The 14,785-nt window shown below is 45.2% G+C and carries 6 protein-coding genes; all 6 read right to left on the bottom strand.

Going from position 1 to position 14,785, the window contains the following annotated elements; all coding sequences use genetic code 11:
* Positions 1–20: 20 nt before the first annotated feature.
* Entirely contained in the window at positions 21–1,433 is a 1,413-nt protein-coding gene (locus AC1EKT_RS00995) for a dihydroorotase (protein ID WP_415682884.1), read from the bottom strand.
* 55 nt (positions 1,434–1,488) lie between these two features.
* Entirely contained in the window at positions 1,489–2,724 is a 1,236-nt protein-coding gene (gene pyrB, locus AC1EKT_RS00990) for an aspartate carbamoyltransferase (RefSeq protein WP_415682883.1), read from the bottom strand.
* A 142-nt stretch (positions 2,725–2,866) separates the two neighbouring features.
* Positions 2,867–3,199, bottom strand: coding sequence for a type II toxin-antitoxin system RelE/ParE family toxin (locus AC1EKT_RS00985; RefSeq protein WP_415682882.1), 333 nt, complete (start codon positions 3,197–3,199; stop codon positions 2,867–2,869).
* Positions 3,199–3,432 (bottom strand): hypothetical protein, encoded by a 234-nt coding sequence (locus tag AC1EKT_RS00980; RefSeq protein WP_415682881.1) that lies wholly within the window; start codon positions 3,430–3,432, stop codon positions 3,199–3,201. The genes AC1EKT_RS00985 and AC1EKT_RS00980 overlap by 1 nt, the downstream gene beginning before the upstream one ends.
* 80 nt (positions 3,433–3,512) lie before the next feature.
* Complete coding sequence (locus tag AC1EKT_RS00975; RefSeq protein WP_419399110.1) at positions 3,513–6,701, bottom strand: bifunctional [glutamine synthetase] adenylyltransferase/[glutamine synthetase]-adenylyl-L-tyrosine phosphorylase; 3,189 nt, start codon at positions 6,699–6,701, stop codon at positions 3,513–3,515.
* Positions 6,702–6,885: 184 nt separating this feature from the next.
* A complete protein-coding gene (locus AC1EKT_RS00970; RefSeq protein ID WP_421785236.1) occupies positions 6,886–14,127 on the bottom strand; it encodes a peptidase in 7,242 nt (2,413 codons plus the stop codon).
* Positions 14,128–14,785 lie beyond the last annotated feature (658 nt).

Here is a 14,785-nt window from a genome sequence, read left to right as displayed (position 1 = left end):
CCAAATTTATATTTAATCAATCACATTCTCGAGAAAGCAATTTCTGAACCAATAATCGTCGCAACAGGCCTGCCTGTAAGTTGCCATCCATCAAAAGGAGTATTTCGAGCTTTTGAGTGGAACAAATTTGCGTCAACCGCCCAATTTTCGCGCATATTAATCAGCACTAAATCAACGTTTTCAGGGTGCTCAGTAATATTTAAACGCAGCGTTCGCTTGTTTGCGCATCGCGAAGAAACATTAAGCAAAGCCGCAATATCAGTAGGTCTTCTGCTCATCAATTGCATTGGATTTACTGCCATCAATTCGATTAAATGCTTGTCATCCGTATACCCGGCTTCTACAAGCACTTTTCTGCAAACGCCATACGCGCACTCAAGCCCAATAATTCCGTTAGGAGTGCTTGCAAAATCTCCCGACTTTTCTTCCGCAGTGTGAGGCGCGTGATCTGTTGCAATCATGTCAATTGTGCCATCCGCAATAGCAGCGAGCGTTGCTTGACGATCCGCTTTTGAACGAAGAGGAGGATTCATTTTAGCCATCGCGCCATATCGCAAAACATCCTCATCACATAAAGCTAAATAGTGAGGCGCAGTTTCGCACGTAATTGGCAATCCCTCTTTTTTTGCTTTACGAATCTCCTCAAAAGCAGCAGCAGTGCTCACATGCTGGAAATGCACGTGTACGCCAGTTTCTTTGGCTGCATCAATATCTCTTTGCACAATTGCAAGCTCAGTAGAAGCTGGAATTCCACCAACACCAAGCATTTTTGCAATCGGGCCCTCGTTTACAGCTCCCGTATCATGATGCTCACAATGCTCAACGAAAGGCAAACCAGTTTGTTTTGCCATCGCTAATACATCTCGCAAAATCGGTTCGGGCACTGCAGCACCGTCGTCGCTTATAGCAGTAATCGGGTGCTTTTTCATAGGAGAAGTTTTTTCGTCGTCGTCGATTCCAGCAACATACTTTTTCCAAAGCTCAATATTGCTTGGCTTTAAACCTTTACGTCCCAATGATGCACACACGCTCAAATCGTAGCGAACTGGCAATTTTACGCCGTAAATGCAACCATAACGCTGCAAATAGTCAACTACATTTTCTACATCAAATGGAGCATCTTCCCAGGGCTCGCCGTCAAGAGCTGGAACAGTATTTGGCATAATCAAAACTTGCGTATAACCGCCAGCCGCCGCAGCCTCACTGCCGGTCATCATTGTTTCTTTTGCTGTTTGCCCTGGATCTCTAAAATGCACATGCGGATCTGCAAAACCAGGAGCAACAACCCAATCGCTTGCGTCAATGTCGCCAGTAACGCGCGCATTCTGCTCTATAAGGGCATCCTGACGAACGCCATCAACAATAAGATCAATACGTTCGCCAGTATCCCACACAGAGATATTGCGCAAAGTTAAGGTGCCTGATTCGTTCATTTCACTCCTGGTTTTGCGTAATTTTTACAGTTATATAATAATATTATTAAATTTTTTACTTAGTTTCTGCTTCTTCGTCGCAATACATGCAGCGATACTCGTGCCTTACGGAATCAGCTTTGTAGAACTTGCGTTTAAGAGTTAGTTCGCTGTTTGTTATGCAACGAGGATTCGGGCAAGTAAGATTTTCAGGCGCATTCACGTCCGTTACATGCACGCGAGGATCCGCCAAAGAAATTCCGTGCGCGTCAACCGCTTGCAATTCGTCTTCTGGAACGTTCACAAAATCGGTTGGCTCGTAGCCGCAAAGCTCGTCGCCAAGAACGGAACTTTCCAAAGCCATGCGCATAAGCATACCGTTTTTAACCTGCTCAAAGTATGCTGCGCGCGGATCGTCGTCAACATCAACAGCAATCTCGTTAATTCGAGGAAGCGGATGCAGCACAGGCATATGCGACTTTGCTTTTTGCAACTTTTCTTCCGTCAAAATATACGTGTCACGAAGTCGCAAGTATTGCTCGCGATCCGTAAAACGCTCTTCTTGCACGCGAGTCATGTAAAGCACGTCAAGCTTGCCAATAACTTCCATCAAGTCGCGAGTTTCCTCGTAAGTACACGAAGGCGTATCATCAATGCGGTCGATTACGTACTGAGGAGTTTTAAGCTCATCTGGGCTAATCAGCACAAAATGAACGTTTCCAAAGCGGCACAAAGTTTCAATAAGCGAGTGAACTGTGCGTCCGTAAGTTAAGTCGCCGCACAAGCCGACAGTGAGATTATTAAGGCGACCGAAACGCGCAAGAATAGTTGCCAAGTCTGCAAGAGTTTGAGTTGGATGCATGTGACCGCCGTCGCCCGCGTTAATAATAGGCGTGCTCACAGCTTGCGTTGCAACAAAAGCAGCACCCTCCTTTGGGTGACGCATTGCAACAACATCAACATAATTAGACACGACTTTCAAAGTATCGTTTACAGTCTCACCTTTGCTTGCGCTAGAAAGTTGCGCACCTGCAAAACCGATTACTTTTCCGCCTAAACGCAGCATTGCTGTTTCGAAGCTTAAGCGAGTGCGCGTGCTCGGCTCATAAAAAAGAGTGGCCAACACTCTGCCATCGCAAGTGTGAGCCACTTCTTTACGGTGCGAATCAATGTATCGCGCTTTGTCTAAAAGCATTCGTATTTGCGCAGTTGAAATATCGTCTAATGTAACAACACTTTTGCCCGCTAGAGAATTTGCAATTGAGCTTAGAGAAAAAGTTTGATGTAAAGAACTAGAAATTGCGTTCGTCATAATAAGTACCGCTCACCTTCCGTCAATTGGCAAGACGGTCGCAACCACACGCGACCTACGTAATTTTACTGATTAGCGTTGACGAATCCCCCACCCGGAGTGGCGGAGAACTATAACTTATTATGCAACATTTAATAAGTACTTAATCCAATAAATCTATTTGTTCCAATACAGCTTTTTGATTACGTTTACCATAAGTAACCTTCAAAATATAAACTGTATTTTCTTCTAAAACAACTCTGTAATAAACAAGAAAATTCTTTACAATAATACGACGCACACCAAGTGAATTCCAAGGCTCATACTTAACTGCAGGTGCAAACTGAGGAAAAAGAGACAGTCTTTCAATACTAGATTTAATAAAATTAATAATTCTTACGGAAGTTTTCTTAGAGATATTAGATGCAATATAGTCTCTTATATTTTTTAAATCATTTTCTGCATCTTGAGTAACAAGAATATTAAAAGAACTCATTACAAGCCCTTTTCTAACTCAGCAAAAACATCCGCATACGGGCGTGCTAAACCAGAAACTGACTGCTTATAACTATGCATAAGTTTTGCAGAAAAATCAGTAGATAATAATTCGTCATTTTCTTCTAAATTTTCACCACTGACTGCTTGTTTTATAGGTGCAGAAACATCAGCATAAAAAACTGAAGAGTTAGCTCTTTCTTTTACATCATTACTCATTACTGCATTTTTCATTAAAATCACCTCCCGTCCTGTAATTATATCCTAAAGAAGAGAATGCAACAATAAATGTGAAGCGACTAAAGATTGAGAAATTAGCGAGCGTAGAAAAGACGAGACATGATTTCGCGGCACTGACGCATGGTTGCTAGAAGATCGTTTTCAAAAACGCGGCCCTGGTTAGGCTCGTAACCAAGGTAAGTTGCGATTCCGCCCAAAGAATACGAGTCAGTTGGAATAATATCTGCGCGAGCCATTGAGCCAGACCACAAGAAGTTTGCGTTGCGCACTGCAGAACACATATGCCAGCAGCGGCTTAAAACTTCAGCATCCTCGTCGCTTATAAAATGCTCAGATTGCAATGCTTTCAACGCTTGCATAGTTCCAACTACTCGTAAAGACTTATGCTTTGAAGCATATTGCAATTGCATCAATTGCACGGTCCACTCAACATCGCTTAAACCGCCACGACCAAGCTTCAAATGCCTATCCCTACTCACACCTCGAGGCAAACGCTCCGCTTCCATGCGCGCTTTAAGCTTACGAATTTCAGCAAGCTGAGATTCACTAAGAGGATTTGCAGCGTAACGCAATTCGTTCACAACGCCATCAAGCAAAGCATCCGCCAACTTTTTAGAACCTGCAGCAAAACGCGCTCGCAACAACGCTTGATGCTCCCAAGTGCTAGCCCACTGACGATAATAATTTTCGCAAGATTCTAGCGAACGAACGAGCGGACCGTCTTTTCCTTCCGGACGCAAATCCAAATCGACCATGATTTTTGGTTCAAGCGTAAGAGGACCTTGCAAAATATTGCGCAAAATATCTACAGTTTTTTGCGCAAAGCGGTGAGCTGCGTTTAAATCGCAATCTTCACCAACCGGCTTGTAAATTACCATAATATCTGCGTCAGAACAGAAGTTTACTTCTCTACCACCGTAACGACCTAAAGCAATAATAGCAATTTCAGCTTGAGGAGCATTCAAATTCATTGCTGACACAGCTTCACGCATAGACCATTGCAAAGTCGCATCTAAAATAGCATCAAACACGTCACTCATTGCAAGCATAGAAGTATCGTCGTCAATAAGACCACACATCCAAGCTAAAGCAACTCGCTCAATTTCCTGCCGGCGAAGAGCACGCAAAGACTGCGCAAAATCCGCAATATTACTTGCATAACGCGCAACCATTGCACTAGTTTGCATGTCGAGACTTGCCCTATCGCGCGCAGATAACGCTTCGTCGTCACCAAGCCAAGTAATAGACTGCATCGACTGCATCATAGCGTCGCCAAGATATCGAGAATCCGCCAAAACGTGGCAAAGACGCTGAGCTGCGGAAGGAGAATCACGCAAAAAACCAAGATACGTGTTCTTTCCGCCAAAACGCTCCGCAAGACGCCTCCACGCAAGCAAACCCATATCTGGATTCTGCCCGTCGCCAAGCCACTTCAACACTGCCGGAAGCAAAATTCTATGAATTTTAGCAGCCCTAGAAAGCCCCTCCGTAAGCGCTTCAACATGCAACTGTGCTGCACGAGCATCCGCAAAACCAATAGAAGCAAAGCGAGCGCGAGCAGCCTCCGGCGAAAGCACAATAGGATCCGCATCCGTTTGAGCGTTAATAGGAAGCATCGGACGGTAGTAAATATCCTTATGCAAGTGCCGAATTTCACGACGAGCTTTATCAAAACGCGCAACCAACTCTTCCGGACGAAGCCGCACAGCACGAGCAAGACGACAAATCTGCTCATTATTATTAAGCTGCTCTGTAGAAATTGTGCGCGCACGATCCAAACCGCCGTTTCCTTGCGCACCCAAATCTGGGAACAAATGCGTGCGATGCATACTCCACATTTGCTGACGATGCTCAAGAACACGCTCAAAACGGTAGTGTTCTGCCAAAAGCGCAGCCTGAGACCTAGAGACGTAGCCACCTTGAGCCAACGCTTGCAAAGCAGAAATAGTATCCCTTACTCGAAGCGACTCATCCTCACTTCCGTGCACAAGCTGCAGCATTTGCACAGTAAACTCAACATCACGCAAGCCGCCGCGGCCAAGCTTCATGTCTAAATCGCGTTGAGAAGCCGGAATAAGCGACTCCACACGCTGACGCATATGCTGGCAGTCAGCTACAAAATGCTCACGACCAGAAGCCTTCCAAATAAACGGCTCGACCATATCGCGATAAGCTTTTCCAAGATCCGCATCCCCTGCTGCAGGGCGCGACTTCAAAAGCGCCTGAAACTCCCAGCTACTAGCCCACTTTTCGTAATATTCCCTATGAGAATCAAGCCTACGAACAAGAGGACCATCCTTACCTTCCGGGCGAAGCGCAGTATCAATCTGCCAAAGCGGAGGCTCCACAGAGCCCATAACCACTGACTGGCATACTTTTTGCAAAACCATCGCCATAGAAGCACCAACACGCAAGGCAGCGTCCTGATTCTGCTTGTTGCCGGAGTCCGCAGGCTCCACAACGTAAATCAAATCGATGTCGGAAACATAGTTAATTTCTTGTGCGCCAAGCTTACCCATAGCAATAATCGCAAATCTGCATGCGGAAGAACCAGTAACCTGACCGCGCGAAATAGACAACGCTGCCTCTAGAACAGCATCCGCCGCGTCGGAAAGTTTGCGACTAATATCTGGCTGCACTTCAACAGGGTCAGCGCTAGCTAAATCAGCCGCCATAATTGCAGCAACATGCTCACGGTAGCGCGCACGAAGCGCAGAAACCGCTTGCGCAAAGCCGAGGGATGTTAAGTAAATTGTGTTGGAATCGCTGCTTTCAGAAGCAACAACTGTTGCAGTATACGCTTGTATTGCTTCGAGTAGGTCTTTTACGCGCTCTTCCCTAGTCATTGCAAAAAGATGATTCGGGTCGTTTGCCGCGGCTTTTATAAGATTAGGTCTTGTGCGCATAAGCATTGCCAACGCGTTAGACGCACCTAATACTTGCATCAGGCTTGTTAATGAGTCAGATATTTGCGAATTTGAAGTTGAAATATTATTTATTATTTCGGGGTATGCTTCACTTAAATCTTGCAATGAAAGCAATGCGGAATCTGGATCTTCAACTGTAAGCGCGCTTCTTAATAATGTTTCAAACGATATTTTATTGCAGTTTTTGCGTATTGCCATCATTGCGCAACGTGCGGCATCCGGGCGAGAAAAGCCGGCTTTAATAAGGCTTCTTGAGGTGAGTGCGGAAGAGTTTGTGCTGCTTTCGTTGCAGTTGGTTTCAGTAGTTGCACTATCTGTTATGTTCGCACTTTCCATACCGCAACTTTACATTGTGGTGGTGTACAAAAATCCCTCGCGGATTATCGGAAGATAACCTGCGAGGGATTTTGTTTACGAAACTCGCGTTGGAAGTCCACTGGACTTCCAATCCAAGCGAGTTTCCGCTTTGAAGGAGCCTGAAATTCCAATAATTTCAGACTCAGTCAAAGCGCGCACGAGACTACTCGTTGGAGTGCTTGCGGCGGCGAGAAGCTACGCCTGCAGCACCAAGACCAGAGAATACTGCGGCAAGACTTGCAAACAAGCCAGTTGCAGCACCCGTCTTAGCAAGAGCGCTAGCATTACCGGAAGCGCCAGAAGCATTACGCCATGCAGCCTTAGCAGCCTGAAGCTTCCTCAAAGCCTCATCAACCTGAGCCTGAGTAGCATTCTTATCAGCAAGCACACGCTTAGCTTCAGCCAAAGCACTCACGTAAGCTTTAGCAGCAGCAGTGTTCGACTTAGACGCAGCAGAAGAATCCGCTTCAGAATTATTAACTTCGACTTGCAAAGCAGACTTATCAACCAAAGCACTCTGAGAATCACTAGTATCAAAACCATCCCCAGCATCAGCATCGGTATCATAGCCGCTACCGCTACCAACACCACTGCCAGCGCCAAACGGGTGATTAAGCTTATACTTAGCAGCCTGAAGCTTCCTCAAAGCCTCATCAACCTGAGCCTGAGTTGCATTAGGATCGTTAAGCACGCTGTCAGCCTCAGCCAAAGCCTTCTTATAAGCCTCAATATCGTCGCGTTTGCCAATAATGAAGTACAAAGACTTACGGAACTTAGCATCACCATCAGCCTCATCCTGAAGCTTAGACTTATCCGTCTTATTAGAATCAGTAAGCTTCTTCTTAGCAGCCTGAAGCTTCTTCAAAGCCTCATCAACCTGAGCCTGGGTTGCATCCTTGTCGCCAAGAACCTTGTTAGCGTCTTCGAGAGCCTTCTTGTAATCCTCAAGAGCCTTCTTAGACTCGTCATCACCATTAGCTTGAGCATTCTGATACTCAGGAGTCTTGGTGAAGTCGCCATTAGCATCCGCTTCGGACTTCAGATTGTCTTTCTTAGTTACATAGTCTTTTTCTATCTTCGACTTAGCTTTTTGCAAGGCATCCAGAGCATCGTCAAGGTCTTTTTGGGTTGGAGCCTTTTCACCTGCTGGAAGATCAGTCTTTGGTAAACCTGTAGCAGGGTCAAACTTGGCAAGGAGCTTCTTAGCAGCGTCAAGAGCTGCCTTGTAGGCTGCCATGTCGGTGTTATCCTTGCCGTCTTCGCCCTTCACAGCATCAGCGTTCTTGAACGCAGGAGTGTTCTCGAACACGTCATCACGCGGGTCGTCGTCGCCGTCCTTAGACTTGTCGACTTCCATTTGCAACACGGTCGAATTGGTCTTGTAGTTGGCAATAATCTTGTCCTTGATTTTCTTAAGAGCCTTCTTAGCCTCGTCAACTTCTTGCTGAGTTGGGAGCTGATCCTTTGGAACGTCAACTTCTTGACCATCCTTCGTGACCTTACCATCGTTCTTATCGATGAGTTCCTTAGCCTTAGCCAAAGCTTGCTCATACGCTACAAGGTCATCAGGCTTCTTATCTCCATCAACCTTTGCTTTGAGGTTCTTGAACTCTGTTGTGTTCTCAATGTCAGGAACCTTAGTTGTGCCAGTATTATCCTTATCGTCAACTTCCTTTTGCAAGTCAGTGACGTCGGTCTTGAAACCATTGGTGATTGCAGCCTTCGCAGCCTTAAGTTCATACAAAGCCTTGTCTATCTGAGCTTGGGTTGGACGATCTTCTGGCTTCGCGTTTGGATCAGGATTCTTGACCTTGTTGACGAGTTCCTGTGCAGTCTTGAGCTTGTCAGCATAGGTCTTGAGCTTTGCAGTTGCGGAGTTAGGGTCCGTTGTATTTTCTTCTGTCTTCGCCTTTTCGAGTGCATTCTTGTATGTCACCGACGCCTCAAACGGAGGAACAACTGGCTTGCCGTCTTGATCCTTATCGCCAACTTCGCGTTCAAGCTTAATTGCATCAGTCTTATATTCCTTTGCAATCTTATCTTGAGCGTCTTTCAGCTGTTTAAGCAGAGCGTTTACATCTTTTTGCGTTGCCTTTTGCTTCCAAGCTTTGTCATTAAGCTTGTCGGTAACTTTCTTCAAAACATTATCGAAGCCCGTGTCGCCACCATCTGTACCCAAGGCAGCTGTAGCACCTTGATCACCAGCAGTCTTCTTAGCAACAGCATTTAGATACTCAGGAGTCTTCTTAAAGTCGCCACCTGCAAAGTCTTTAGCAGAAGTCAACGGCTCAAGATTCGTCTTGTAGTTATCAGTAATCTGCTTCTTAGCTGCTTTAAGAGCATCGAGCGCATCGTTAATCTGCTTTTGCGTTGGACGTTCGCTGTTCTTCTTGCTTGTATCCTTTGCATCACTTACTAACTTGCGAGCATTTGCAAGGGCTGTCTTGTAAGCAGTAATGTCTGCATTTTCATTACCATCGCTTGTCTTAGCTTTAGCATTTTTGAACTCTGGAGTGTCCTCGAACTTGCCAGTTGCAACTGAGCCTTCAGCATCAGACTGAGACTTCTCAGCTTCACCGTTCAAGGCTGTTGTGTCAGTCTTGTACGCGTCAAGCTTGGTACGTGCTTCATCAAGATCCTTAAGCGCCTTGTTGATGTCTTTTTGAGTTGGCTTTGCGTCTTGCGGCGTAGCTTCATCAGCATGCTTCTTCAAAAGCTCCTGAGCTTTTGTCAAAGCTTCATCATACGCCTTCTTGGCTGCGGCTGCCTGATCATTCTTATTCGTATCAGGAACAAGCTTGCCACCCTCTTCCTTCATGAAGTGAGGGTCAGACGCATTGCGATACGCATCAGAAGTAACAGTGCCTTCCTTTGCAGCTGTAGACTCTGGATCTTGCGTGTTACCGTGCTTGCCAACACTATCCTTGAGCGCTTTAACGTCAGTCTTGTAGGCATCAAGAGCTTTACGCTTCTCGTTCAAGGTATTAAGTGCATCATTGACTTGCTTCTGCGTTGCGTCAGGATTCTTGAGCAAGTCTTTAGCTGCGTTAAGAGCGTCACCATAAGCATCTACAGCAGCCTTAGCAGCATTATTCTTAGTATCATCAGCAGTCGTACCGTCAGCTTGCTTGAAATCAGGCTGCGAAGCATTCTTAAACGCAGGGTTTTGATGCGTGGCCGCGTCCTCGTTAACAGACTTAAGCAAATCATCGGTCTTAGTCGCAAACTTATCCAAGCCTGCAACAGCCTCTTTAAGCTTTGCAAGGAGCTTTGTCACATCCCTATTCAAAGGCTGACCCTTAGCGTGGGACTGGATGTTCTTAAGATAGTCAGGGCTACTAGTGTCTCCATCCTTTGCAGGAATATTATTTGTTGAGATTGCAGCACTACCAGGCTTGCCATCTACCGTATCTTGAGGCATCTTATCATTAAATGCATCTTGCAAAGCCTTAAGAGCATCATCGTAGGCTTGCTTTGCCTTAGCTTCCTCAGAACCTGCAGCACCAGCGGACGCGTTTAGATACGCTGGGCTTTTAGTTATAGCCAAGCTGTGAAGCAGCGCCGCAGAAATCTTGCTGGTGTCGGTGGCGTACTTATCGATTGCCTTACGGGCTTCAACAAGCTTATCCTTAGCCGCGTCAACCTTTTTCTGATCTACGGTGCTCCCTGGCTTCTTTAATTCATCCATCAAGTCTTTTGCAGCATGATAAGCGTCGTTATAGTCTTTGAAGTCTTTTGCGGCTTGAGAATCTTTGCCCTTAGCTTGCGCTTCATCAAAGGCATTGAAGTACGCTGGCATCAAATAACCGCTGAAGTTGTCCACAAGTGCCTGCGCAAGATCAGTTGCTTTTGTTTGATAAGTTTCAGCATAAAGTACCTTTTCAGCATCTTCAAGATCTTTCTTAGCCTTATCTACATCGGCCTTTGTAGCGTTCTTGTCACCAAGCACTCTCTTAGCTTCTGCAAGCGCCTTATCGTAATCCTCAACAGCCTTTTTAGCAGCCGCGTCAGTGTCTTTCTTCGCGGCGGCGTTCGTGTAGAACACGCTATGCTTGTTAGGATCTTTTGGATCAGGGTTATCTAAAGTCTTTTGAACGGCAGCGTCAAGAGGAGCCTTGTTGGTTGCGTTCTTGTCGAGCGCATCCTTAGCTTCCTTAAGCTTCTTGATAGCCTCGTTCACTTCCTTCTGAGAAGCGTTTGGATCGGCGACTACCTCACCAGCCTTCTTAACAGCGTCGTCGTAAGCCTTGCGCTGTTCAGGAGTAGAGTTTTGGTAGGTTGGGTCGGCAGTCTTAAGCTTCGCTTCATCTTGCTTATCAGCATCGCCCGTGTACACCTTGCCGTGCTGAGCGATAGCATTATTCAACTCATCCTTGTTGGTGGTAAATTCGTTAAGCTTTTCGCGCGCAGCATCAAGCTTGGCCTTGGCTTCGTCAACAGCCTTTTGCGTGGCGTTATCATCAGCTGTTACAGTCTTGGCTTTCTCGAGCGCTTCATCGTAAGCTTTTTTAGCAGCCTTAGCTTTCTCGTTCTTAGTGGTATCAGGCTTGCCATCAGGTGTCTTGAAGTCAGGATCGCTTACGTTCTTGAACTGGTTCGTTGATACCGTACCAGACGCAGGGTTAGCGCCTTCTGCAGCCTTACCATTGGCTTCAATCGAGGCGTTCAGCTTATCCTTGTTGGTGTCAGCACCATCAAGCTCGGCGCGTGCCTTATTAAGGTTAATCGTCGCGTTATCGATTTGCGCCTTCTGCTCTTCGGTAAGGTCTTTTTCTTGCTTGTCTTTTACCGTGTCAAGCAAGTCTTTTGCAGTCTTTAATGCCTTGTCATACGCCTCTTTCTTCTTATCAGACGCGTTGTAATAGGCTGACTGCGTTGGAACTTCATTGCCATCAACAGCAACAGTCTTGTGCTCCTCAACAGATGTCTTCAAATCACTTGTTTTATGATTTGTCTGCGGCACAAAGATAACGTTAATTGCCTTAGGCGTATTCCAAGGTTGATTGCCGTTTTCCATGTAAACATTTCTATACATCGTCAATCCATACGGCAAAACAAACAGGCGCGCCTTATATACCTTGTCTTTTTTAGCAGCAACAAATACCGGTTTAGCTTCATTATCCCAGGAATACGAACCAGCTTCCGATAAATTATCGCCGAGGTCCACACCAGAATTATCAACCTTCTGACTATATTGCCAATAAGCACCGCTCATGTTGCCAAGCGACAACTCAGTGGTAGGTTGATCATCTTTGATCACGTAGCCTACATGCGACTTCTTGCCTTTTCCATCCACGCCCTCGTGATCAAGCTTCTCGTTGCCCGTGAGGTCACGCAAACCAGAGTTTGGATCCTTTGGTGTAGCTTTCAGCAAATTAAGAATCTTATTTGTATCAAACTCTTTTGCGGCCGTTGGATCGTAACGGTAAATGATTGTCTTCCGATCTTCGCTCCATGAGAGACCTTCATCACTGTCACGACCGTCAATCTTATTTTGCTTCCACGAAACGTTGTAATCCTTGCGAATATCTGCCAAACGCGTGAGCTTGTGCGCCTTTACATCAGACTTAAACTCGGCAACTGCCTTATCGGTCTTAATCTTAACGGTAATTATATTTTCTGCTTGACCATTCGAGATGCCCTTATTAGAGTCACCAGTTGCAGTAAGATTGCCCTTAAGATATTCAAGCGAAATCTGGTTCTCGTAGTCAGTAGCGCTTAATCCAAGATCTTTATTTTCTTTATTAGCTTCGTAAATAGCCTTCTTAATGCGCGCAATCTCGGCATCGTTGTAAGCGAGTGGATTGTAAACAATGGTTGCTTTATCGGCTGCAGGAACAGAAATATCCTTTTCTTCAATCTTCTTCAACACGAGATCGCGCAAAGGAATCTTAGGAGCGTCCTTTGGATCCACGCCAGCAAAGTTGATAGTGAATTCACCCTGGTCGTTAATGGTCACCTGATCTAGGCTTACGTTATTAAGGCGTGCAAGCTTCTTCTTAATATCTTCCTTAACTTCAGCCGAAACCTTAGTCGGGTCCTCAACAATCGGCTTATCGATACGCGTATCGTAGCGCGCAACTGTAAGCGGAATAGCCCCGGACTTAAAGCCCAAATCCGTAACCATATAGGTGTTAAGAGTCTTCGCACCAGCTACATAAGAGTTTGTATCGCCAGCTTTTTTAGCATTAATAGCATCAAACGTAGTCTTGTCGTAAGCATCCGCAGAACTTACCTTAATATTTTCTGTAAATTTACCAGAAAGCTGATCATTTACCGACTTTTTATCACTACGCGCGGTTTCAACATTGCCAGCTTCAGTAATTGCTGCTTGAACCTTTTCAGGAGTAAGCTCTTGGTTATACTTAAGAACCACAGAGCCGGAAGTCTTTGGCGGAACAAGCGTTACAGCGCGGAATACATTTGTTTTATAAGCAATAGTTTCTTTATTATCTTTATTAGTTACATACACAAAAATAGATCGACTGGCTGTATACTTCTCAGCGCCTCCATTAAGGTTACCATCCCTAAAAAGAGTTGTCATCTTAAGGTCAGCAGAACCATCATCATTCGCAGTAAACTTATATTCGCCAGAATAATCTTGGTGTTTGCCTGAATCTTTCGAGTAAAAATCAATACCTTTCTCACTTTTCGCATTATTGAAACCATTCGTCTTAGCAGGGAAAATAGCGATACTGGTAATCTTGCCATCTTTTGGCACTGCAAAATGGAAGGTAACAGTATGATTTTCACCATCTACGCTGTATGTATTGTCTGAGCTTCCCCAGCCATACACGTTCGGCACAGTGTCAGCGTTATTCTCGTTAATTTCAATCTTGGTATTAGCTTTATCCGTTGTATCTGGCTTAATTCTATTAGGATCTTGACTTTCTGCACCATCAGAATCGCGATCTTGACCAGCAGTAGTATTTTCCTGCTTCTGATTTTCTTTATCAGACTTATTATCTTCAGCCTTTGCTACAGACTGCTCAGGATTCTTATTCTCTACAGTATTATCTTTAACCTGATTCTTATGTTCATCCTTCTGATCAGTCTGAGCATTATCTTCAGTCTGACCCTTATTATCAGCTTCCTTAGCTTCAGGCTTCTTATCTTCAGGCTTGGCATCAGCTTTATCATCAGAGTTACCAGCTTCAGCCTTCTTATCAGCACCAGCATTCTCATCAGCAGTCACAGCAGTCGGCTTAGTATCAGGAGCCGCACCAGTCTCCGCCGCCATTGCAGGAGTTGCTCCAAAAGCGAACGCAGCACCAGCCAGCACGCCTGCTGCACCAACCGTAAACGCCGCCACCTTGCGAGCATCCACAGCCTTTGCAATCGCGTTGCTTACTGCAGCATCAAGGGTTACCTTACGTGCGTGCTTTCCGGAATTTGAATTAGCCATTGTTTATCTCCTTAATATCGATTCTCTCTGAATAAGTCTTTATGAATTTATTAGCGAAAAGCTTAATGCAGTAATCAAACGCTGATTGAACTACGGTCAAATACATATGAGATTTCTGCTCAGCTCTCAAAAGCGCAATCTCTTTTGTTGAGATTTGTACTCAATAATACCGAATATACGAATATTTTGCAACGTATTTGTTATGATGTATAGCCTACTAACCCCCCCCCCCGCGAGACTTTATTTCAACGTTTTTGGCATATTTTTGGGGCGGAAACTCTCATAACAAATGTAAGCTAGATTACAGTTTTAATGGCGATTCCAAACACATGTTTAGAATAAAACGCAACTATTTTATGCATATATACATTTTTGCGCATTTATATACATTCACACACTCTATGTTAAATTTCAATACTCACTGCCCTTCAGTCGTGTGGATATTAGTGTGGTAGAGATTTGAGATTTTTTGCACTGAGCGAAGGACGCTCGCGCAGCGCTTTGACCGAGCTTGAAATCAACAGGATTTCAAGCTCCTTCAAAGCATGATTTGGCTCAATTGTGAAGCACGGTGTGCTTCACATGCCAAATCAGCCGAACGGCTACCAATAGCCGTGAGGAATAAACGCTCGCTGCTGAGCTTGCACGGAAAGTCCAC

The sequence above is a fragment of the Bifidobacterium sp. C0047B3 genome (genome assembly GCF_056590535.1).
Note: the sequence above shows the minus strand (reverse complement) of the source record. Positions and strands in the feature narration are given on the sequence as shown.